Origin of the sequence: Gordonia humi (assembly GCF_014197435.1) — a bacterium.
Classification (GTDB): Bacteria; Actinomycetota; Actinomycetes; order Mycobacteriales; family Mycobacteriaceae; genus Gordonia; species Gordonia humi.
The window spans coordinates 4039137-4061588 of record NZ_JACIFP010000001.1; the positions used below are offsets into that span (position 1 = coordinate 4039137).

The window sequence follows — 22452 nt, forward strand, 5'->3', positions numbered from 1 at the left end:
CCTCACTCGTGTTCGGTGCCCGCGTTCTTCTTACGCTCGATGTCCATCAGCGCACGCTCGAACTCTGCGCGCTGCTCGGCGCCGGCCTCCCATGCCTCGAGGCGGTTCTTGACCACGCGCGCCGGAGCGCCGACGGCGATCGAGTAGTCGCCGATCTCGCCCTTGACGACGGCATGAGCACCCAGAACACAACCCCGTCCGACGAGGGTGTCGCGTAGGACGGTGACCTTGGCCGCGACCCAGGTGTCCGGGCCGATCCGGACCGGGCCCTTCACGATCCCCTGGTCCTTGATGGGCATGTCGATGTTGTCGGTCACGTGGTCGAAGTCGACGATGTAGCACCAGTCGGCGACGAGCGTCGATCCGCCGATCTCGATGTCGAGGTAGGCGTTGACGACGTTGTTGCAGCCGAAGACCACCTTGTCGCCGATCCGGAGGCTGCCCTCGTGGCAGCGGATCGCGTTGCCGTCGCCGATGTGCACCCAGCGGCCGATCTCCATGCGCGAGAGCTCCGGCGTGGCGTGGATCTCCACGTTCTTGCCGAGGAACACCATGCCGCGCAACACCACGTGCGGATTCGCGAGACGGAACTTGGCGAGTCGGTAGTAACGGACCAGGTACCAGGGCGTCCAGGCCCGGTTCCGCTTGATCCAGCGCAGCGAGTCGAGCGTCAGGAAACGCGCCTGCTCCGGATCGCGGCGGCGTCCGGCGCGACGGCGCGAACGATAAGACGCATTCCACATCGTGGTCATGACGACAAACCCTAGTAGAGGAGCACCCGGCCTGCGGAATCAGGCGAGCACGACACGATAGAGTCGTCCGCGAACCCCGTCCGCCTACCATCAGGAGAACGATGACCCGGGCAGTCCGCCGACGACGCAGATCATCCCTGGTCTTCGCAGTGATAGCCGCCGCCCTCGCCCTGGTGGCGACCGCCTGCTCGGACGGGCGCATCGACGTGCTGGCCAAGCCGTCCGCCGGCTGGGCGTCGTTCGGCGGCAACGGCGCCAACGCGAACTACGCCTATCCCGTGGTCCCCGACGATCTGAAACTGTCGTGGACGCGTCCGGCGGGCGGCCCCGTCACAGCGCAGGTGTCCATCGACGCCGGCGGCAACGTCGCGGCCAGCGCGAAGGCTCCCGTGGGGTGCGACTTCCAGGTCCTCGACCAGCGCAACGGCCGCAAGAACTTCTGCAAGCGTCTCGGACCGGGTTCGGCGATGAACACCGCCTTCTACGACCAGCTCGGTCAGCCGTACATCGGAAAGGCCGGCGAGTTCTTCGCCTACAACGGCGGCGGCGCGATCCGCTGGCGCGCATCGACCAGCGGCGTCGCACTGTCGGCGAAGTCGGCCGGTCCCGGTCGCATCGTGCTCGCCACCACCGGCGGACAGATCATGCTGCTCAACGCTCAGACCGGCGACCCGGCGACCCCGCAACTGCGGTTGCGCCCCAAGCCGCCCAAGAACACCGATCCGATGGCGGGCGTCGACCAGTGCGCCTCCGGCGGCCCGGCGTGCGCGATCTCCGCGCCGCCTGCCGTCGACATCGCCTCCGGGCGAGTGTTCGTCAACGTCGTGCCCGCCGGTGCGAAGACCTCGCAGCTGACCGCGGTGAGCTACCGCGATCCCGCCGGCAAGGAGAAGCTGAGCACGATGTGGACCGCCGATCTCGGCGGCGGAATGGCCGGTCCGGCGTCGCTGTCGGCCGACGGGACGACCGTGTACGCCTTCGGGCGCGACGGCAAGCTGTACGCCGTCGACGCCGCCGACGGTTCGGTCCGCTGGTCGCACGATCTGGACGGCCACGGCTTCGCGACGCTCTCGGTCTCGCCCGACGGCACCCTGGTTCCGGCCGGCGGCCTCGGCTCGCCGCTGACCGTCCTGCACGACGACGGCGATCACGCCTCCGAGGTGGCCCGGCGCGACGACGTCCAGATGGCGGGAGTCGGGACTCAGACGTCGGCGGGATCGTTGTGGGCGGTGGTCCGCGAGGGCGCCGATTCAGCTCTGGTGCTCACCGAGTTCGACGTGAAGACGGCCAAGACCAAGCGTTCGCTGCCGCTGCCCGAGGCCACCGGGTTCTCCACCGGGGTCGCCGTGTCGGCCGTCGGTCAGCTGGCGGTGGCCACCACCGACGGCACCGTGTACTTCTTCAGCAGGCCGTGAGACCGTGGCCTACGAGTTCGGGCTCGACGACGTCGCCTATCTCGCCTCCGCTGAGGGGACCGACGCGCTGAACGTCACGGCAGGTCTGCCGCTGACGGACGCGTCGCTGCTCAAAGACCTGCCCGCCCTCCGCGCACGCTATGCGCCTCGTGAGGCGGCTCTGGTCGAGACGATCCGCGCGCGACGACGCGCGGTCGGCAAACTCGACTCCCCCGATGCTCTGCTGTTGAGCGACACCGCCCTGCAACAGGCGACACCGTCCGCCGTCGCGGCGCATCGCGCGGCGGACATCGCCGCGCGTCACCCCGGCGGCGTCGTCCACGACGTGACCTGCTCGATCGGCGCCGAACTGCTGTCGTTGTCGACGGCCGCCGGACTCGGCGGAGTGATCGGCAGCGACCTCGACGCGGTACGGCTGGCGATGGCCGCACACAATCTACGAGGACGTCCCGGGGTGCAACTCGCGCGCGCCGACGCTCTCGCCCCGTGCTCGCGCGCCGACGTCGTCGTCGCCGATCCGGCTCGCCGCAGCGCACGCGGACGGACGTTCCGCCTCGACGAACTCGATCCTCCCCTGCTCGAACTGCTGTCGGTGTACGCGGGCCGCCCGATGGTCGTCAAATGCGCACCCGGTCTCGACTACCGGATGCTCCGGGATCGGTTCAGCATCGAAGTCGCCGTGCAGGTCACCTCGCTGGACGGCGGGGTCCGCGAGGCGTGTCTGTGGACCGAGGCCGCCGGACTCCCCGACCGGCGCGCCAGTGTCCTGCGAACCGACGCCGACGGCGTGGTCCGCGCCGACGAGTACACCTCGACCGAGCCGGACGACATCGACGAGCCGGGTGTCGACGAGTGGATCGTCGACCCGGACGGCGCCGTCGTCCGCGCCGGCCTGGTGCGCAACTACGCGCGCCGTCACGGACTACGCCAACTCGATCCGCAGATCGCCTACCTCACCGGCGCCGCCGTGCCTCCCGGCGCCCGGGGATTCCGAATCATCGACCGAACCGCCGTCTCCGAACGCGCGCTGCGCTCCGCGTTGGCCGCACACGACTGCGGCAGCCTCGAGATCCTGGTCCGCGGCCTCGACGTCGACCCCGACCGGCTGCGCCGGAAGTTGAAGTTGCGGGGATCCACACCGTTGTCGCTGGTGATGACCCGGATCGGACGCACCGGCGTCGCGTTCGTCTGCGAGCCGGGCGTACGCCACTGACCCAGAATGCGCACGAGCGGCGCCGAAACGGCCGCTCGCGCGCATTCCTTCGACGGCGTCGTGCCGAGGGTCAGCTTGCGGGCTTCACACCGGTGATCAGCACGTTGTAGAAGAATTCCGGCGGCACCACCTTGCGGAGGATGTTGTCGTCGATCCACGTCATCCGCTTCCAGCCGCCGAACGCGAAACGCGCCCATCCCCAGCCCAGCTTCTCCGACGGCACCGCGGCCTCGAAGGTGCGGACGGGCCAACCGAGCATCGCGGCCGCCAGTTCCTCGCTCGCCGAGCGTACGTCGACGGCTCCCGCGCGGGTCGCCAGGTTCTCCAGATCCTGCGGAGAGAACGTGTGGATGTCGACGACGGCTTCGAGCGCCGCGGCACGCGAGCTCTCGTCGAGTTCCTCCTGCGGCCTGCGCCAGGCCTTCAACGGACCGAATCTGGTGACATTCGTGGTCGCCCACCACGTCGCGCGGCTCATCCAGCGCGCATAGAAGTCGCCGTACGTCGACGGCTCCCCGGCGAAGATGAAGCGACCGCCCGGCTTCAGGACGCGCAGCACCTCCCGCAGCGACTTCTCGACGTCCGGAATGTGGTGCAGCACAGCGTGTCCGACGACGAGGTCGAAGCTGTCGTCCTCGTACGGGATCGACTCGGCATCGGCGACACGACCGTCGACGTCCAGGCCGAGGTTCTCCGCGTTGCGGAGCGCGACCTTCACCATGCCGGGCGACAGGTCGGTCACCGAGCCCTTCTCGGCCACGCCCGACTGCATCAGGTTCAGCAGGAAGAAGCCGGTGCCGCAGCCCAGCTCCATCGCCCGACCGTAGGGCAGCTGTGCCTCGGGCAGGATCAGGTCCAGCCGACCGCGCGCGTAATCGATGCAGCGTTCGTCGAACGAGATCGACCACTTCTCGTCGTAGGTCTCGGCCTCCCAGTCGTGGTACAGCACCTGCGCGAGCTTGGTGTCGGAGAGTGCGGCTTCGACCTGCTCGGCGGTGGCGTGCGGGTTCGGTGCCGGGTCGTTGGTGTCGTCAGTCGTGGTCATCGTCCTACTTTCCGGTGAATTCGGCTTTGCCCGGGCCGTTCTCGATGAACGAGGCCATGCCGATCGCGCGATCGTCGGTCGCGAAGAGAGCCGAGAAGACCTGCGCCTCGATCTTGAGGCCGGTGGCGAGATCGGTGTCGAGGCCTGCGTCGACGGCCGTCTTGGCCGCGGCGAGGGCCACCGACGCCGCGCCGGCGAACCGGCCCGCCCAGACGAGGGCCGCGTCGTACACGTCGTCGGGGGCGACGACCTGGTCGACGAGGCCGATCTGCAGTGCCTCGTCGGCTCCGACGAAGCGGCCGGTGAAGATCATGTCCTTGGCGCGCGACGGTCCGATCAGGCGGGCCAGTCGCTGGGTTCCGCCTCCGCCCGGGATGACGCCGAGAAGCACCTCGGGGACACCGAGTTTGGCGTTGTCGCCCGCGATGCGGCGGTCCGCGCCGAGCGCCACTTCGAGGCCGCCGCCCAACGCGTAGCCGGTGATGGCGGCGACGGTCGGCTTGGGGATCGTGGCGATCGCGCCGATCCCGTCCTGCAGCCTGCCCGCGACCTTCGACATGTCGGCGAACGACATGTCGTTCATCTCCTTGATGTCGGCGCCGGCGGCGAGGACCTTGGGTCCGCCGTAGACGACGACGGCCTTGATGTCGTCGCGAGTCGACGCCTCCTCCGCCGCGGCGAGCAGCTCGGACTGCACCTGACGGTTCAGCGCGTTCATCGGCGGACGGTTCAATCGGATCGTGCCGACGCCGGGATGATCCGGCGACGTCTCCAGAGTCACAAACTCAGCCATGGTGGCAGGCTACCGGTTAGTAGCCCATGCGCCCTAACCAACCACTACTGTTGCTCCATGGGCACCGACGCCGTCGAGTTGCAGGTTCCGAATCCGACCGGGGCGATGCGGGCTGTCCGCATCAGCAGTCCCGACCGCGTCTACTTCCCCGAGATCGGCCTGACCAAGCTCGATCTCGCGGACTACTACCTGTCCGTGGCCGACGGAATCAGCCGCGCGCTCGATCGTCGACCGTGCATGCTGCACCGATTCCCCAAGGGCACCGCGGAGAAGAAGGTCCATCAGAAGAAGCTGCCCGCGGGCGCACCCGACTGGATCGAGACCGTCGACGTGTACTTCCCCCGCTACTCGCGGACGGTCGGCGAACTCTGCGTGACCGAGCCCGCAGCGGTGCTGTGGGCGGTGCAGATGGCGACGGTCGAGTTCCATCCGTGGAATTCACGACGCACCGAACCCGGCATCGAGTTCCCCGACGAATGGCGGATCGATCTGGATCCCATGCCCGACTGCGATTTCCCGAAGGTGCGCCGCGTCGCCGGGATCGTCCACGAGATCCTCGATGAACTCGGCGTGGTCGGCTACCCGAAGACGTCCGGCGGGCACGGACTGCACGTCTACGTGCGGATCGCCCCCGAGTGGGCGTTCGGCGACGTCCGACGGGCCGCACACGCCTTCGGCGCCGAGGTGGCCCGGAGGTCGGCGGGCGAGGCGACGGTCACCTGGTGGCGCAAGGACCGTGATCCGGCGGCGGTGTTCGTCGACTTCAACCAGAACGCGCGCGACCACACGATGGCCGCGGCGTACTCGGTGCGGGCCACCCCACGCGCGACGGTGTCGACGCCGATCACCTGGGAGGAGATCGAGCAGGTCGAACCCGACGACTTCACCGTCGCCACCGTTCCCGCACGCTACGCGGCGATCGGCGACCTGCACGCGGGGATCGACGATGTGGCGCACCGCCTCGACACCCTGCTCGAATGGGCCGAGCGCGACGAGCTGCAGACGCCTACAGACTGAAGTCCTTCTCCACGCGGCCGTCGGCGAGCGCGGCGAGATAGCTGTCGGAGTCGGTGAACCGGAGCCCGGCGATGCCGCTGCCGTCGCTGATCGACGGTTCGATCGGCTCGATCTCCCGGGGCGCGTCGAGAAGGTCGGCGACGGTCGCGAAGTCGGCGATGTAGCGCAACTGGGTCCACGTCGGAGGCAGCAGGAAGTGCTCCCCGCGATCCCACGCAGCGATCGCCGCGCCTGCCGGCATCCACATGGTCTCGGCGGCCTCGCTGGTCTCGCCGTCGGCTTCCTGACCGTCGGGCATCGCGGCGAGGAAGAACCTCGTGTCGTAACGACGCTTCTCGTTCTTCGGGGTGATCCAGTGAGCCAGCGGACGCAGAAGATCCGCGCGCAGAACCAGGTCCTGCTGGTCGAGGAATTCGGCGAACGAGAGTTCCTTGGCCTCGAGGCGGGCGCGTTCCCCGAACAGCGACACCGGATCCGCGTGCGTCGCATCGGCGGTGCCCGCCAGCAGTACCCCGCACTCCTCGAAGGTCTCACGGACCGCCGCGCACACCAGTGCCCGCGCCGTCGCCTCGTCGGCGGCGAACGCGTCGGCCCAGAAGGAGACGTCCGGTCCCGCCCACCGGACGTGCGCCTCGCGATCGCGCGGGTCCACGCCGCCGCCCGGGAACACCGTCATGCCACCCGCGAAGGCCATCTGCTTGACACGGCGCTGCAAGAACACTTCGACGCCGTCGCTGCCGTCGCGGGCCAGGACCACGGTCGACGCATCCCGCAACGGGGCCACTTCGCTATCGGTCACCAGAGTTCTCCTTCGCTCACCCGCGGCGTGTTCGCCGCATCACATCCTCGACACTATCGGCCGCGGTTCACCCGCCGTCGACCGGTCAGGCGCGGCGGTGTCCGCCGGCTCGGCGGGCACGGCGGGCGAAGTACCGGCCGTCGTCGTAGGTGAGGGCGATGCTCTGGTGGAACGTCTCCGACAGGTTCTCCGCGGTCAGCGTGTCCTCGATGGCGCCCTGGGCGACGATGCCGCCCTCGGACAGCATCAGGATGTTGGTGAAGCCCGACGGAATCTCCTCGACGTGGTGGGTGATGAGCACCATCGCGGGCGAGTCCGGGTCGGAGGCCAGGGTCCCGAGACGGTCGACGAGTTCCTCACGGCCGCCGAGGTCCAGACCCGCGGCCGGCTCGTCGAGCAGCAGCAGTTCCGGATCGGTCATCAGGCCGCGGGCGATCATGACCCGCTTGCGCTCGCCCTCGCTGAGGGTGCCGAACGTGCGGTCGGCGAGATGCTCGGCGCCCAACGACTCCAAGACGTCGGCGGCCTGCGCGCGGTCCATCTCGTCGTAGGCCTCACGCCAGCGTCCCAGGACCGCGTAGCCCGCTGAGATGACCAGATCCGAGACCTTCTCATCACCGGGGATCCGTGCGGCGAAGGCGGAACTGACCAGTCCGATCCGCGTCGTCAACTCGCGGATATCGGTGCGCCCCAGCTTTTCTCCGAGAACGAAGGCGTCGCCCTTCGTCGGGTGGTCCAAGGCCGCAGCCAACCGCATCAAGGAGGTCTTGCCCGCTCCGTTCGGACCGATCACCACCCAGCGCTCGTCGAGCTCCACCCGCCAGTTCACGGGGCCGACGAGCGTCTTGCCGCCGCGCACCAACGAGACGTCGTCGAATTCGATGAGGAGGTCGGGATCAGCGATGCGTTCAGTCACACCACCATGGTGCCGGATGGACCACCGGTTACATGCGCCGGGAATAAACGAGTGACGTATTTCGCTGAAACGACGCGTGACCGACTCCTTCCCGAACCTGCACTCCATGCCGCTGTCCCTCCTCGACCTGGCACAGGTCGGTCCCGGCGAGACCGTCGCGGAGTCCTTTCAGCACTCGACAGACCTCGCGATGTACGCCGACGACGCCGGATACGAACGCATCTGGTACGCCGAACACCACAACATGCCGTCCATCGCATCGTCTGCCCCGGCCGTTCTGATCGCCCACATCGCGGCGCACACCTCGACGATCCGGCTCGGCGCCGGCGGAGTGATGCTCCCCAACCACTCCCCGCTCGCGATCGCCGAACAGTACGGCACCCTCGCCGAACTGCATCCCGGGCGCATCGACCTCGGACTCGGGCGCGCACCGGGCGGCAATCAGGCCGTATTCCACGCGCTGCGCCGCTCCCCCGCCGCATCCGAGCAGTTCCCGCAGGACGTCGTCGAACTGCTCCGCTACTTCTCCGGGGCGGGCGTCGACGGTGTTCAGGCCACTCCCGGCCGGAACACGCAGGTGCCGCTGTACGTCCTCGGATCGTCGCTGTTCGGCGCCCAGCTGGCCGCCGCGACCGGTCTCCCGTACGCCTTCGCCTCCCACTTCGCACCGCAGGCCCTCGAGCAGGCCGTCGAGATCTATCTGCGTGACTTCCGGCCGTCACCACTGCCCGGTGGCGGCGAGTCCGAGCCGTATGTGATGGCCGCGGCCGCGGTGATCGCCGACGACGACGCCGAGCGCGCCTCGTCGGAGCTGCACAAGGCGAAGGTCTCGCGCATCAAGCACCTGTTCAACCAGGGGCGCAACCTCACAGACGCCGAGGCCGAGATGCTGCTCGACGCGCCTCCCGGCGCTCAGGTCAACGAGATGCTGCGGTATGCCGCCGTCGGCACTCCCGACCAGGTCCGTGAACAGCTCGATCGCTTCGCGGTGCACGCCCGCGCCGACGAACTGATCCTCGCCCCGCTGGCCGGTGACCGCGAGGTCCTCCTGGGCACCGTCAGACATCTGGCGCCGAAGGGCTGATCGCCCACCCGTACCGGCCGGATCAGATGCCCGTCCGCTCCGCGATGACGGTGACCGATCCGGCGGCGATCTCGGTGAAGCCCGCATCGCGTACGGCCGCGGCGGCGCCCCGATCGGAGGCAGCCGACAGCTCGGTCCACCTCGCCTCGTCCGCCATCCGGACCTCGAGCGGGCAGCCGGCGTCGTACCAGGCACTCGCCTCGTCGAACGAGAAGAGCGCGACGCCGAGCATCGACGCGTGACCGACCTGGGCCGCGGTCTTGCCGACGGACATGTCCAACGACGGGTTGAGCCACAGGCACAGACCGTCGACGGTTCCGGTCGGCGCCGCGGAGACCAGCTCGCCGTCGACGTCGGTGCCGCCGATCTGCAGCTTGCGTATCCGCTGATCGACGTCGCCGACCCGGCCCGGGACGAACGCCCGCGCGCGAGCACCGTCGTGTTCGGCGGTGACGCCCCACAGTCCCTGCACATCGCGCCACTGCTTACCGCGGGCACGGCGGGCGATCTTCCGTATTCGCGCACCGCACCAGTCGTCCAGTCCCGGCGCCCACGGCCCGTCGGGACCGCCGCGGTCGTCCAGGCACACGAGCACGGCGGCGCGAGCGGCAGCCACGAGCAGTCCCGTCCGCGACGGCGGAGCGGCCTTCTCGATCTGCAGCACCATCTGCATCGCCAGCACGTCCGCCGGATCGATCGGATCCTCGCCGCCGCCGACGTATCCGACGAGGCGGTCGTACGCGTATGCGAGCACCCCTACGACTCCAGCGGGACGCGGCGCAGCGTGCCGTCCTCGATGTCGGCCGCCTCGATCTCGTCGCGGGTCACGCCGAGCATGAACAGCACGGCATCGAGGAACGGGTGGTCGAGTGTCGTGTCGGCCACCTCGCGCAGCGCGGGCTTGGCGTTGAATGCGATGCCCAGTCCCGCCGCCGCGAGCATGTCGATGTCGTTGGCGCCGTCGCCGACCGCGATGGTCTGCTCCATCGGGACGCCCACCTGGTCGGCGAACGCACGGAGCGCCCGCGCCTTGCCTGGTCGGTCGACGACCTCGTCGATCACCCGCCCGGTGAGCGTGCCGTCGACCACCTCGAGGGTGTTGGCGCGGACGAAGTCGAGCTCGAGCTCGCGGGCGAGAGGATCGATCACCTGTCGGAAGCCGCCCGACACCACACCGCAGTGGTAGCCGAGGCGGTGCAATGTGCGGATCGTGGTCCGCGCTCCCGGGGTCAGCTCGAGCGAAGCGGCGACCTCGTCGATCACCGACTCGTCGAGTCCCTCCAACGCCTTGACGCGCTCATGCAGTGATTCGGCGAAGTCGAGTTCCCCGCGCATGGCCGCCTCGGTCACCGCGGCCACCTCGGCCTCGCGCCCGGCCGCCGCGGCCAGCATCTCGATCACCTCGCCCTGGATCAGCGTCGAGTCGACGTCGAACACGATGACACGCTTGGCGCGCCGTGCCAGGCCGCCGCGGTCGACGGCGATGTCGATCGGGAACCGGGAGGCCACGGTCACCAGACCGGCGCGCAGCGCCGTGTCGGCCGCCGCATCCTCACCGACGGTCACCGACAGCTCGAGACCGGTCAGCGGGTAGTCCGCGACGCCGCGGATCGTGTCGATGTTCCCGCCGCAGCCTGCGATCTCGGAGGCGACCGCCTGGAATGCGGCCGCCGACACCGGGCTGCCCAGCAGGACGATCGCATGCGTGGACGGACGATGCCCGTTGCTCGTCGCGTCGACGGCCAGCTCGACCGACATGCCGCGCGAGTGCATCGGCAGGTCGACGGCGTCGAGCACCGCCGCCGCCGAACCCGTCGTCGACACGAGGACGCCGAGCGTCAGATGGTTGTGGATCACCACCTGCTCCACATCGAGCAGATCGACTCCGACACCGGCGAGCGCCCCCATCAACGACGAGGTGACACCCGAGCGGTCGGGGCCGCTGACGGTGATGAGGATGGTGCGCTTGGACTCCACGTTTTCCACTCTTGAATTATGAGGTGTCGGCACACCTCGCCGCGAATCGGGATCTGTCGACGTTCTCCCCGCGGCGGGCGCGACGAACGTCGACGGATTCGAGGCCCGGATGCGAGAAGAGCCCGTCCGAGCGAACTCGGGCGGGCCCTTCTGCGACGAGCATCGTCAGTGATCGTTGTGCTTCTCACTGCCCCAGCCCACATGGGCTTCGGCGCGCATGCGCTCCACCATGTGCGGGTAGTGCAGCTCGAACGCCGGACGCTCCGAACGGATGCGCGGCAGCTCGGTGAAGTTGTGGCGCGGCGGCGGGCAGCTGGTGGCCCACTCCAGCGAGTTGCCGAAGCCCCACGGGTCGTCGACCGTGACGACCTCGCCGTACCGGTAGCTCTTGAACACGTTCCACAGGAACGGCAGCGTCGAGATGCCCAGCACCAGGGCGCCGACCGTCGACACCACGTTCAGCGTCGTGAAGCCGTCCGACGGCAGGTAGTCGGCGTAACGACGCGGCATGCCCTCGTTGCCGAGCCAGTGCTGCACCAGGAAGGTCAGGTGGAAGCCGATGAAGGTCAGCCAGAAGTGCCACTTGCCCAGGGTCTCGTCGAGCATGCGTCCGGTCATCTTCGGGAACCAGAAGTAGATGCCCGCGTAGGTGGCGAACACGATGGTGCCGAAGAGCACGTAGTGGAAGTGCGCGACGACGAAGTAGGTGTCGGACACATGGAAGTCGATCGGCGGGGCGGCCAGCAGGACACCGGTCAGACCACCGAAGAGGAAGGTGACGATGAAGCCGATCGAGAAGAGCATCGGGGTCTCGAAGGTTATTCGGCCCTTCCACATGGTTCCGATCCAGTTGAAGAACTTCACACCGGTCGGGATCGCGATGAGGAACGTCATGAACGAGAAGAACGGCAGCAGAACCGATCCGGTGACGTACATGTGGTGCGCCCAGACGGCGACCGAGAGGGCCGCGATGGCCAGGGTCGCGTACACCAGGCCCGAGTAACCGAACAGCGGCTTACGCGAGAAGACCGGGAACACCTCGGACACGATGCCGAAGAACGGCAGGGCGATGACGTACACCTCGGGGTGACCGAAGAACCAGAACAGGTGCTGCCACAGAATCACGCCGCCGTTGGCGGGGTCGTACAGGTGCGCACCGAACTGACGGTCCACCTCGAGACCCATGAGGGCGGCCGTCAGCAGCGGGAAGATCAGCAGGATCAGGACGCTGGTGACGAGGATGTTCCAGGTGAAGATCGGCATGCGGAACATGGTCATACCCGGTGCGCGCAGGCACACGACGGTCGTGATCATGTTGACCGCGCCCAGGATGGTTCCCAGGCCGGCGACGCCCAGACCCATGATCCAGAAGTCCGCGCCGACGCCCGGCGCGTGCACCATGTCGGTCAGCGGGGTGTAGGCCGTCCAACCGAAGTCGGCCGCACCGCCCGGGGTCAGGAAGCCGGCCAGGGCCACCAGGTTGCCGAAGAGGAACAGCCAGTAGCCGAAGGAGTTCAGTCGCGGGAACGCGACGTCGGGCGAGCCGATCTGCAGCGGCAGGACGAAGTTGGCGAAGCCGATGACGATCGGCGTCGCGTACATCAGCAGCATCACGGTGCCGTGCATCGTGAACAACTGGTTGAACTGCTCATTCGACAAGAACTGGAGTCCCGGATGAGCAAGCTCGGCACGCATCAGAAGCGCCATCAGGCCGCCGACGAGGAAGAAGGCGAAACAGGTGACGATGTACATCTGACCGATCACCTTGTGATCGGTAGTCGTGATGAGCTTGTAGAAGAAAGAGCCCTTGGGCTGGTAACGCTCCGGATAGGGGCGCTCGGCCTCCACCCGGGTCGTCGGCTGATCTACCGCGGTCACTGAATCCTCCTCGTGAGCACCACCGTCGCGAGTGTCCTCGGTCGGCGGTACTGGACCTTCGTCCGTCTACTGCTGTGGCGCCGACCGAAGACAGCGCGCTGCACCACTGATCGTAGACCAGACCCCGGTGCGATTCCGAGTGGGTCCTACGAACTGTCGTATTACGTGTTCGTCGTCCCAGATCGACGCGGTCGGCGGGTCGATCTCCGTGCTCTGCGCCGGTGCTAGCGTGGGCGCGTGCATCTTTTCCCCCGACGCCCCGACCGCAGTCGCGTGAGGACCACGGTCGCCACATTCGCCTGCACCGCCGCACTCGTGGCGGGGCTGTCCGCGTGCGCCGGTGACGACGAGGTTCTTCGCACCCCCGACGGTTCGGTCATCTCCACGACGACGACACGGTTCGCCCAGGTCAACATCGTCGGCGCGGGCCGTAACTATTCGCGCACGTGCCTGGCGCCGACCGCCGTCGACCCGGGTCGCGTCGATCCGACACGCATCATCGTCACCGACCCGGCGCTGCTGGACTCGCTGTGCGCGCTCGGACTCGGTCCGCAGGTGCGGGCGATCACCGCCGCACCGGGATCGGTTCCGGAGTACCTCGGCCCGCAGTTGGGCGGGGTTCCCGCGCTCGGCGACACGCCCGACGCCGCAGCGGTCCGCGAGGCCGCGCCAGACCTCGTGCTGTCCACGCCCGACACCGCCGACCGCCTCGAGGCACTCACCGCGACCGGTGCGCTCGGCAAGGCCGCCACCGCGACGATCGATCTCGGCGCCGACTGGCAGCGGTCGTTCGCCGCCGTGGCCGCCGCCACCGGCCGGTCCGCGGCGGGCAGACAGCGCATCGAGGAGTTCACCACCGAAGCCACACGGGTCGGACGGGTCATGGACGCCGCCCACAGTCAGGTGTCACTGGTGCGGTTCACACCCGACGAGACGCTGATCGAGGGCACGTCCTCGTTCGGCGCACAGATCATGTCGCTGGTCGGTGTCGCCCGTCCCGCCCCGCAGCGCACCCCCGACGCGGTCGTGATGAACGAGACGAACATCGCCGACGCGGACGCCGATCTGATCTACGTCAGCTACGAGGGCGACGGCGGACGGGCTCGCGGGCAGGACGTCCTTCTCTCGGACGACTGGCTCGACCTGGGCGCACCGTCGTGGAAGCGGGTGCTGTCGGTCGGCGACGCCCTCTGGTACGGCCGTCCAGGGCTGGCAGCGGGCTGGCTCGTGCTCAACGATCTCAAGGAATCCCTGAACGGCAGTTCCGCGGGCGAGTGAACTGTCGGTGCCCTCGGGTAGAACTGTGCCTGTGAACGCGCCGCCCGTCCGAGTCCTATGGCGACCGGGCCTCGGTCTGGTCGTCTGGCCCGGTGTCGACGCGGAGTCGGTGAGCGCCGGTTCGCGGCTCGACGAGGTGACGGACCTGCCCGGACAGCTCACGGATCTACTGGGCGGCCGCCGACTCCGGCATCCGGTGGAGCTCCGCACCTCGGACGGGTCGCGCGGGTTCGTGCACGGCACCGCGATCGGTGTCCCGACCGCAGTGCAGTTCCTCGACCGATTCGACCACCTGGCACCCGGCGGCGACGTCGCCTTCTATCGGTATGTCCTGGCCGGCGTACGCGCGGTGATCGACGCGGGAGCGGTGGCACCGGGGATCGTCGACGTCGCCGGGATCATCGAGGTGCGCTGGCTGCCGATGCCGACGAGCGCATGGCGCGCGTGGATGCAGGTGGCGCACGGCGGCGCTCCCGCGGCGATCGCCGAGAACGGCGGGTCGGAGGCGATCGCCGACTTCGCGGCCGAACTCCTCGACCACGAGGTACGGCGCCGTATCGGCACGCGTGTCGGTTCCCAGGTCCCGCTCGTCGCCGGCCTCGCGGCGTCGGCGCCCGTCGCCGTCTCCGATCTGCCGGGCGCGCGGACGGCATGGACGGAATGGCTGGCGACCATCGGGCCGGAGGCCGCGTCGCTCGTGCTGCGGCTCCACGAACCCGCGGACGACCCGGACGACCCGACACCGATCGCGGCGACCCGGTGGCGTCTGGAGGTGTGCCGCCGCACGCCGGCCGGCGACGTGGTGCCGGTCGCGCCCCACCGGATCGACCCGCACGAGCTCGAGTCGATCACCGGCGACCTCGCGACCGTGGTCCGCGCGTTCGATCCGCTGCTCCGGTCCGACACCGATCCGCATTCGCTCGACTTCCTGCTCGACACCGGCGCCGTCGACGACCTGTTCGACCACGGCGCGAATGCGATCGCGCGGGCGGGCGTCACCATCCTGCTGCCCCGTACGGTCGCGGACGTGTCGCCGAGCCTGTCGCTGCGCGCCGGACAGGCGGTGCCGGACGGCGGCGCCCGGCCCGGTTTCGTCGGACTCGACGAGATCGCCGACTTCGAGTGGCGCCTCGCGCTCGGCGACGCACCGGGATCGCCCGAACTCACCCAGTCCGATCTGGACGAGCTCGCGCAACAGCACGGGAACCTGGTGCGGGTCCGTGGACAGTGGATGCGCGCGGAGGGGGCGGCTCTTCATCGAGCGGCGGCGTTCCTGGCCGCGCAACGGGCCGTCGCCGATCCGGATGCGAAACCCACCATGGGCGAGCTTCTCGATCTGGTGGCCGATCCGAACGACAAGCTTCCCCTGCCGGTGGCGTCGGTGCACGGTCTCGGCTGGCTCGACGATGTGGCGCGCGGCGGCACGATCGTTCCCGAACCCGTCGTCGCCCCCGCCTCGCTCCACGCCACGCTGCGCCCTTACCAGCAGCGCGGACTGGACTGGCTGCACACGCTCGGGTCGTTGGGTGCGGGGGCGGTGCTCGCCGACGACATGGGACTCGGCAAGACGGTTCAGGTGATCGCACTGCTGACGGTGATGCGCGCCGACGACGGAGGGCCTCGTTCGCCCGCGCTGGTCGTGTGCCCGATGTCGGTGATCGGCAATTGGCATCGCGAACTCGCGACATTCGCGCCGGATCTGCGTGTCATGGTCCATCACGGGACCGGACGGTCGACGGACGCGATCGTCACCGGCGAGGTCGACGTCGTCCTGACGACGTTCGCGACACTGGCGCGTGACCGGGCCGAGCTGTCCGCGTTGGACTGGAGCGAACTGATCGTCGACGAGGCCCAGCACGTGAAGAACGTGAACACCGCGGCGGCGAAGGCGTTGCGCGCCATACCCGCCCGGCTCCGCGTCGCCCTGACGGGTACACCCGTGGAGAACCGCCTCGAGGACCTGCGGGCTGTGGTCGATCTGGTGAATCCGGGGATGTTGGGGACCGCGTCGGCGTTCCGTTCCCGGTTCGCCGAACCGATCGAACGCGATCGCGACCAGGATGCGCTGCGAAGACTCAACGCCCTGACCGGACCGTTCATTCTGCGTCGCGCCAAGACCGATCCGGACGTCGCACCCGATCTCCCGGACAAGTCGGAGCTGATCGTGCGCACCAATCTGACGACCGAGCAGGCCGGTCTGTATCAAGCGGTGCTGAACGAGTTGCAGGAGGCGCTCGCCGAGCGCGACCCGGTCGGTGAGCGGCGGCGAAGCGTACTCGCCGCGCTGACCCGGTTGAAACAGATCTGCAACCACCCCGCCCACTATCTGGCCGACGGATCGGCGTTGATGCGCAAACGGCGCCACCGGTCCGGCAAGGTGGAGTTGCTCGTCGACATCCTGAGCACGCTGATCGCCGAGGGCGACAAGGCGCTGGTCTTCACCCAGTTCGCCGCCTTCGCCGAACTGCTCAGCGAATGGCTGGAGCCGATTCTCGGTGTCGAGGTCCCCGTCCTTCACGGCGGTCGATCCCGGACCGACCGCGACGGCATGGTGGAGCGCTTTCAGAGCGACGGCGGACCCCCGATTCTGATCGCGACGCTCAAAGCCGGCGGCACCGGTCTGAATCTGGTGGCCGCCAACCACGTGATCCACGCCGACCGCTGGTGGAATCCGGCGGTCGAGGATCAGGCGACCGACCGTGCCTACCGCATCGGCCAGACGCGCAATGTGCAGGTTCGCAAGTTCGTCTGCGTCGGCACTCTGGAAGAGCGGATCGATGAGATGGTGACCGCCAAGCGCGAGCTGTCTCAGCTGACGGTGCGCACCGGCGAGAGCTGGTTGTCCGATCTGGACGACGACGCCCTGTTCGATCTGTTGGCGCTGCGCGAGGAGGCGGTCGGCGAATGACCGGGCGCAGGCGGGCGGCCGCCCCGATCCGCGGCTACGGCATCACCGCGTGGTCGCGGGCGTTCGTCTCCGTCGTCGAGACGGGCGCCGACCACCGTCACATCACCGGCGCCAGACGCTACTTCCGCGACCGCAACGTCGACGCTCTGGCAGTCGGCGACGGCGTGATCACCTCGTCGGTCCGCGGCAGCCAACTCGATCCGTTCGAAGTGATCCTGAGGACCCGCACCGTCGACGCCGACACCGTGGTCTCCCTGCTGCGGGCCACCGGTGACGTCGACGATCTCCTCGCCGCCGCGCGCGGCGAGCAGCCCGCCGGGCTCGGAAGCCTGATCGCCCCGACCGAGTCGGCGGACATCGAATCGAGTTGTACCTGTCCGGACGAGGCGCCGCGCTGCATTCACGTGCTGGCGACGGCATTCGAGATCGCGGCCGAGATCGATCGGCGTCCGACCGTCCTGCTGCAGGTGATGGGCACCGATCTGCCGTCCCTGTTGGCGGCGGCGGGCGGCGGCCATGACACCGATCGCGGCGACGACGTCGCATCGGGCGGAGAGATCCTTCCCGAAGACTTCTACGGCGATTCCGTCGTCCTTCCGCCTCCTCCGCCGTTCCCCTCCGTCGACGCCCTCACCGAACTGGAGCCCGCCGCGCTGCGCGCGGCCTTGCGTGCGTCCGGCGTTCCGGCGACTCAGTTGGCCGAGGCCTTCGACGATCTGGCGACGTTCTACGCGGAGTTGAAGCGGCGGACGTGATCGGTGGCGGGGTGTCGACGGTGACGGCCGCTCGCCACTGCCTCAGTTGATGATCTCCCCACCACCGTCGCGTATCGCGGACAGTCGCTCACGCCACATCTGCAGTGCCTCGGGCGAGAGCCGCGTCCAATCGGTGATCTCCCGCAGCACGCGCAGCGGGGCGTCGGTGCGGTACGAGCGGGTCGGATTACCCGGGAACTTCCTGTCGGTGACATTCGGATCGTTCTCGTATCCGCCGGTCGGCTCCACCTCGTAGACGTGTGGCGCTCCGTCGTTCAGCGCGGCGACCTCGGCGGCGAGTCCCGCACCGTCGACAAGGGCGGTGAAGTAGACGTGATTCATCACGATCTCTGGACGGTAGTTCGATCGACGTCCCGGCACCAGCAGATCACCTGGTACGAGGGCCGCCCTGGTCCCGTGGAAGAACGGTCCGGAGTCGAGGGTGTCGGCCACGCGACCAGTGTAGGCGGTGCCCGCACGAGCGGTCCCGCCTGCCGACCGGCCGACTGTCGCGGCCGCGCCGCATCCGTCGCAGACTCCGACAGAGCCGCGGCGCCGAGTACCTCGCCGCTGCGGACGGCACGAGGATCACCACGACGGCGAGCGCAGCCATGATCGGATACTGAGCGATGAGCTGATCGGCCAACCAGTACGTCAGGAGCAGGCCGATTCCCGCGACGGCGGACGGCAGCGTCAGTATCCCGAGGATCAGTGCGATGCCCAGCACCGTCTCGACCGCGGGTGTCGCGATCGCGAAGACGCCGTCCCACGGGTGCACGATCGAGCGCGCGAACCAGCTGAAGTAGGCGGGCACTCGAGGATTGTCCGCGGCCCCGGACACGACCAACGCGATGTCACTGACACCGAACCCCGCACGGTACTTCACGAATCCTTCGTGTATCCAGAACGCGCCGAGGGCCACCCGCACGACTCCGGCGAGAACGGAGCCGAGGCGGGCGGCCGCGGACGACCGCGAGGCGGTCATCTCACGACAGCGAGGCGGCACCGAACACGGCCTTCGCCTTATCGCAGTGGACGACGACGTTCTGGTACTTCGACGTGTCGACACCGTGAAGCGTGAACGTCTGCGACGCCTTGTCGAAGGCGACGGTGCCGATCTCGGTGCCCGCGCCGACCGCGGCCTCGTCGGTGCCGTCGGTCAGGTAGAGGTGAAGGTCCGGTCCCTCGTCCGACGAGAATCCGGACAACGTCACCGTGTCTCCCATGATCGAGACGTCGCCGCTGACGCTCTTGCCGTTCATGCCGGCGAACTCGCCTCCGGTCTCCGCGTCGGCCATACCGGTGGTCGGGGTCGTCGAGTCGCCGTCCATCGACGACGAGTCCGACTGCGCCATCGCGGACATCGACATCGCGGACGACATCGCCGCGTCTCCGTTCGACGCGGAGTCGTCGCTTCCACAGGCCGCGAGCCCGAGGGCGAGTGCGACGGCGACAAGGCCGATGCCCGCTGTGCTCTTGATGTTCATGTTCATGATGTGCCCTCCGACGGGTCGATGTGAATGATGCAGGACCAGGCAAACAGCCCGGTCGGGTACGCGGCGTGAATCTTTCAGGCCCGTAAGAACCGCCGACTCGGGAACGGGCGGTGAGTAGCGTCGCCGGTATGGAGAACAGGCCACACGTGGTGTTAGTCGAGGACGACGCGGCGGTGCGGACGGTGGTCGGCGACTATCTGCGGGCGGGCGGATGGCGAGTCACGCAGTACCGCGACGGACGGTCGGCCGCCGATGCTCTCGACATCGGTCTGCCCGACGTCCTCGTCATCGACCGGATGCTGCCCGAGATCGGCGGCGACGAGCTGTGCCGCCGTGTGCGAGCCGTATCGGACATTCCGATCATCATGCTGACCGCGCTCGGCGCGGTGGAGCAGCGCATCGCGGGGCTCGAGCACGGCGCCGACGACTACCTGCCGAAACCGTTCTCGATGAAGGAGCTCCAGCTGCGCATGCAGGCACAGCTACGCCGACACACCCCGTCCGGCCCGGCCGCACCGTTCGCCGCGGGGGCGTTTCGGATCGATCCCGCCCACCGGCGCGCATGGATCGGGACGAACGAGATCGTGCTGACCACGCGCGAGTACGAGCTGCTGCTGTACTGCGTTCAGCGTCCGGGCGAGATCCTCACCCGGGACGACATCCTCGGCGACGTGTGGGGCTGGAGCTTCGGCGACGCGTCGACCGTCACCGTTCACGCGCGGCGTCTGCGCGAGAAGATCGAGCCGGAACCGCGCTATCCGATCTACCTCCGCACCGAGTGGGGTGTCGGATACCGCTTCACCCCGAACGGAACGGAGTAGTCGCGATGCTCGCCCTCCCCGACATCGGGCTGATCGCTCTGACCACGGCGATCTGCACCGCCGTCGTGATGCTCGTCGCGGCTGGGGTGCTTCGCCTCAATCGGCGCGGCCGCGTCGCCGCGCAGTTCGCGGTGGTCGTCTGCGCCGCGGTCGCATCCATCGTGTCGTCGGTCCTCGCGGTGATGGTCGAGATGTTCCTCTCCACGCACGACCTGACCGTGCTGGTCTGGGTCGTCGCGATCGCCACTCTGGTGAGCCTCGTCGCCACGTGGGCGATGGTCTCGCGCGCGGTGTCGGTCTCGGTCGGACGACTCGCCGAGTCGGCGCGACACATCGCCGCCGGTGCGGTGATCGAGCCCGCCGACCCGGGATGGCGCGAGTTCAACGATCTGCATGCACGCCTCGTCGACGCGTCGGAGCAACTCGCACTGGCTCGCGGCGAAGTCGAGAAGCTCGATCAAGCGCGCAGACAGTTCTTCGCGTGGATCTCGCATGATCTGCGCACTCCGCTCGCCGGGATCCGAGCGATGAGCGAGGCCATCGACGACGGGGTGGCTCCCGAACCGGGCGCCTACATACGCACCATCCGCACCCGGGTCGACACGTTGACCGACCTGGTCGACGATCTGTTCGCACTGTCGACGCTGCAGAGCGGCACTCTGCGTCTCGAGCGCGAACTCGTCCCCCTCCTGGATCTGGTGTCCGACGCCGTCGTCGACGTCCGCGACGCTGCGGCGTCTCGCGGCATCAGGATCGAACACCGGGACATCGAAGGCCACATGCTCTGGGCGGATCCCCGGGAGCTCTCGCGCGCGGTCGGCAATCTCCTCGCCAACGCCGTGCGTCACGCACCCGCCGGATCCGACGTGCTGGTGACCGCCTCCCACCGCGGCGACGACCATCTCATCGTGAGCGTCCTCGATCAGGGTCCGGGTGTGGCGAGCGAGGATCTGGGCCGCATGTTCGACGTCGGCTGGCGTGCCGGGTCGGCGCGGACCGTCGACTCCGACTCTCCGACCGGACCGGGAGCCGGCCTCGGCCTGGCGATCGTGCGCGGCATCGCCGAAGCACACGGCGGCGGCGTCGGCGCCCGGCACGTCGCCGACGGGTTCGAGATGTCCATCGTGCTGCCGGTGGGCGAACCGGCAGCCGGCATGCGATAGCACCCGGCGTGCGACCTCTGGAGCGGATCGTCGGGACGGCGACGGCGACGAGACGCATTCCGCCTGTCAGCCGCGAATACTGCTGACAGGCGGAACGGCGACGACGATGCTGGTCAGAAGTCCCAGTCGTCGTCTTCGGTGTTGACGGCCTTGCCGATGACGTACGAGCTGCCCGAGCCGGAGAAGAAGTCGTGGTTCTCGTCGGCGTTCGGGGACAGCGCCGACAGGATCGCCGGGTTCACCGAGGTCTCGTCCTTCGGGAACATCGCCTCGTAGCCGAGGTTCATCAGCGCCTTGTTCGCGTTGTACCGCAGGAACTTCTTGACGTCCTCACTCAGGCCGACCTCGTCGTAGAGGGCCTCGGTGTAGTCGGTCTCGTTGTCGTACAGCTCGAACAGCAGCTCGAACGTGTAGTCCTTGAGCTCGGCGCGACGCTCCGGCGTCTGCGTCTCCAGTCCGCGCTGGTACTTGTAGCCGATGTAGTAGCCGTGAACGGCCTCGTCGCGGATGATCAGGCGGATCATGTCGGCGGTGTTCGTCAGCTTGGCACGCGAGGACCAGTACATGGGCAGGTAGAAGCCCGAGTAGAACAGGAACGACTCGAGAAGAGTCGAGGCCACCTTGCGCTTGAGCGGGTCGTCACCGCGGTAGTAGTCCATGACGATCTGCGCCTTGCGCTGCAGATGTTCGTTCTCCTCCGACCAGCGGAACGCCTCGTCGATCTCCTTGGTGGAGCAGAGGGTCGAGAAGATCGAGCTGTAACTCTTGGCGTGCACCGACTCCATGAACGCGATGTTCGTCATGACCGCTTCCTCGTGCGGCGTGACCGCGTCGGGGATCAGCGAGATGGCGCCGACGGTGCCCTGGATCGTGTCGAGGAGGGTGAGGCCGGTGAAGACACGCATGGTGAGCGTCTTCTCGTAGTCGGTGAGGGTGCCCCAGGACGGGATGTCGTTGGAGACCGGGACCTTCTCGGGCAGCCAGAAGTTACCGGTCAGACGATCCCAGACCTCGGCATCCTTGTCGTCGAGGACGCGATTCCAGTTGATGGCCGACACTCGGCTCACCAGCTTCACCGGTGCTCCTTCGGCAGGGCTGTGGGCGGTCTCAGACATGGCACCTCACGTTGAAGAAAGAAGATC

Annotated in this window: 21 protein-coding genes; 9 read left to right on the plus strand and 12 right to left on the minus strand. The window is 68.4% G+C overall.

The window, feature by feature from the left end:
- Positions 1–2: 2 nt before the first annotated feature.
- Positions 3–752 (minus strand): acyltransferase, encoded by a 750-nt coding sequence (locus BKA16_RS18615; RefSeq protein ID WP_183372071.1) that lies wholly within the window; start codon positions 750–752, stop codon positions 3–5.
- Between the two features lie 101 nt (positions 753–853).
- Here BKA16_RS18615 and BKA16_RS18620 point away from each other — a divergent pair, with 101 nt between their 5' ends.
- Together BKA16_RS18620 and BKA16_RS18625 are read left to right on the plus strand one after the other, a co-directional pair.
- The gene (locus tag BKA16_RS18620) at positions 854–2167 is read left to right on the plus strand and encodes an outer membrane protein assembly factor BamB family protein (RefSeq protein WP_183372072.1); all 1314 of its coding nucleotides are present in this window, start codon (positions 854–856) and stop codon (positions 2165–2167) included.
- Positions 2168–2171: 4 nt separating this feature from the next.
- Positions 2172–3380 (plus strand): THUMP-like domain-containing protein, encoded by a 1209-nt coding sequence (locus BKA16_RS18625; protein ID WP_183372073.1) that lies wholly within the window; start codon positions 2172–2174, stop codon positions 3378–3380.
- Positions 3381–3450: 70 nt separating this feature from the next.
- On the opposite strand, the gene BKA16_RS18630 is transcribed toward BKA16_RS18625, so the two are convergent.
- Positions 3451–4425 (minus strand): class I SAM-dependent methyltransferase, encoded by a 975-nt coding sequence (locus BKA16_RS18630; RefSeq protein WP_183372074.1) that lies wholly within the window; start codon positions 4423–4425, stop codon positions 3451–3453.
- Between the two features lie 4 nt (positions 4426–4429).
- Positions 4430–5218 carry an enoyl-CoA hydratase/isomerase family protein gene (locus BKA16_RS18635; protein WP_183372075.1) on the minus strand — a complete coding sequence of 263 codons (789 nt, stop codon included), beginning with the start codon at positions 5216–5218 and terminating at the stop codon, positions 4430–4432.
- Positions 5219–5275: 57 nt separating this feature from the next.
- Here BKA16_RS18635 and BKA16_RS18640 point away from each other — a divergent pair, with 57 nt between their 5' ends.
- Positions 5276–6235, plus strand: a complete 960-nt coding sequence (locus BKA16_RS18640; protein WP_183372076.1) for a DNA polymerase domain-containing protein — start codon at positions 5276–5278, stop codon at positions 6233–6235.
- On the opposite strand, the gene BKA16_RS18645 is transcribed toward BKA16_RS18640, so the two are convergent.
- Together BKA16_RS18645 and BKA16_RS18650 are read right to left on the minus strand one after the other, a co-directional pair.
- Positions 6225–7034: an NUDIX hydrolase gene (locus BKA16_RS18645; protein WP_183372077.1), complete on the minus strand. Its 810-nt coding sequence runs from the start codon at positions 7032–7034 to the stop codon at positions 6225–6227. The genes BKA16_RS18640 and BKA16_RS18645 overlap by 11 nt on opposite strands.
- Positions 7035–7119: 85 nt before the next feature.
- Entirely contained in the window at positions 7120–7950 is an 831-nt protein-coding gene (locus tag BKA16_RS18650; protein WP_183372078.1) for an ATP-binding cassette domain-containing protein, read from the minus strand.
- A gap of 106 nt (positions 7951–8056) precedes the next feature.
- On the opposite strand from BKA16_RS18650, the gene BKA16_RS18655 reads away from it, so the two are divergent.
- Positions 8057–9034 carry an LLM class flavin-dependent oxidoreductase gene (locus BKA16_RS18655; RefSeq protein WP_183373173.1) on the plus strand — a complete coding sequence of 326 codons (978 nt, stop codon included), beginning with the start codon at positions 8057–8059 and terminating at the stop codon, positions 9032–9034.
- A gap of 22 nt (positions 9035–9056) precedes the next feature.
- Here BKA16_RS18655 and BKA16_RS18660 read toward each other — a convergent pair whose 3' ends face one another.
- The 3 genes from BKA16_RS18660 to ctaD all read right to left on the minus strand — a co-directional run bounded on the left by BKA16_RS18660 (position 9057) and on the right by ctaD (position 12889).
- On the minus strand, positions 9057–9788 hold the full coding sequence (locus BKA16_RS18660) for a peptidyl-tRNA hydrolase (protein ID WP_343067514.1): 732 nt from the start codon (positions 9786–9788) through the stop codon (positions 9057–9059).
- A 2-nt stretch (positions 9789–9790) separates the two neighbouring features.
- Complete coding sequence (serB, locus tag BKA16_RS18665; protein WP_183373175.1) at positions 9791–11011, minus strand: phosphoserine phosphatase SerB; 1221 nt, start codon at positions 11009–11011, stop codon at positions 9791–9793.
- 165 nt (positions 11012–11176) lie between these two features.
- Entirely contained in the window at positions 11177–12889 is a 1713-nt protein-coding gene (gene ctaD, locus BKA16_RS18670) for an aa3-type cytochrome oxidase subunit I (RefSeq protein ID WP_183372079.1), read from the minus strand.
- Positions 12890–13162: 273 nt separating this feature from the next.
- Between ctaD and BKA16_RS18675 the strand changes: the two genes are divergently transcribed.
- From BKA16_RS18675 to BKA16_RS18685, 3 genes are read left to right on the plus strand one after another with little or no spacing between them, the layout of a single operon-like run.
- Complete coding sequence (locus BKA16_RS18675; RefSeq protein ID WP_183372080.1) at positions 13163–14167, plus strand: ABC transporter substrate-binding protein; 1005 nt, start codon at positions 13163–13165, stop codon at positions 14165–14167.
- A 31-nt stretch (positions 14168–14198) separates the two neighbouring features.
- On the plus strand, positions 14199–17075 hold the full coding sequence (locus BKA16_RS18680; RefSeq protein WP_183372081.1) for an SNF2-related protein: 2877 nt from the start codon (positions 14199–14201) through the stop codon (positions 17073–17075).
- On the plus strand, positions 17072–17830 hold the full coding sequence (locus BKA16_RS18685; protein WP_183372082.1) for a hypothetical protein: 759 nt from the start codon (positions 17072–17074) through the stop codon (positions 17828–17830). The genes BKA16_RS18680 and BKA16_RS18685 overlap by 4 nt, the downstream gene beginning before the upstream one ends.
- Positions 17831–17872: 42 nt before the next feature.
- On the opposite strand, the gene arr is transcribed toward BKA16_RS18685, so the two are convergent.
- Genes arr through BKA16_RS18700 form a run of 3 tightly spaced genes read right to left on the minus strand, consistent with a single transcriptional unit; the run spans position 17873 to position 19323 of the window.
- Complete coding sequence (arr, locus tag BKA16_RS18690; RefSeq protein ID WP_183372083.1) at positions 17873–18283, minus strand: NAD(+)--rifampin ADP-ribosyltransferase; 411 nt, start codon at positions 18281–18283, stop codon at positions 17873–17875.
- Positions 18219–18815, minus strand: a complete 597-nt coding sequence (locus tag BKA16_RS18695) for a DoxX family protein (RefSeq protein WP_183372084.1) — start codon at positions 18813–18815, stop codon at positions 18219–18221. Before BKA16_RS18695 ends, arr begins: the two co-directional genes overlap by 65 nt.
- A 1-nt stretch (position 18816) precedes the next feature.
- Positions 18817–19323: a DM13 domain-containing protein gene (locus BKA16_RS18700; protein WP_246371818.1), complete on the minus strand. Its 507-nt coding sequence runs from the start codon at positions 19321–19323 to the stop codon at positions 18817–18819.
- Between the two features lie 131 nt (positions 19324–19454).
- Between BKA16_RS18700 and BKA16_RS18705 the strand changes: the two genes are divergently transcribed.
- Positions 19455–20147: a response regulator transcription factor gene (locus BKA16_RS18705; protein ID WP_183372085.1), complete on the plus strand. Its 693-nt coding sequence runs from the start codon at positions 19455–19457 to the stop codon at positions 20145–20147.
- A gap of 5 nt (positions 20148–20152) precedes the next feature.
- On the plus strand, positions 20153–21310 hold the full coding sequence (locus tag BKA16_RS18710) for a sensor histidine kinase (RefSeq protein ID WP_183372086.1): 1158 nt from the start codon (positions 20153–20155) through the stop codon (positions 21308–21310).
- 113 nt (positions 21311–21423) lie between these two features.
- On the opposite strand, the gene nrdF is transcribed toward BKA16_RS18710, so the two are convergent.
- The gene (gene nrdF, locus BKA16_RS18715; RefSeq protein ID WP_183372087.1) at positions 21424–22425 is read right to left on the minus strand and encodes a class 1b ribonucleoside-diphosphate reductase subunit beta; all 1002 of its coding nucleotides are present in this window, start codon (positions 22423–22425) and stop codon (positions 21424–21426) included.
- Positions 22426–22452: the final 27 nt, after the last annotated feature.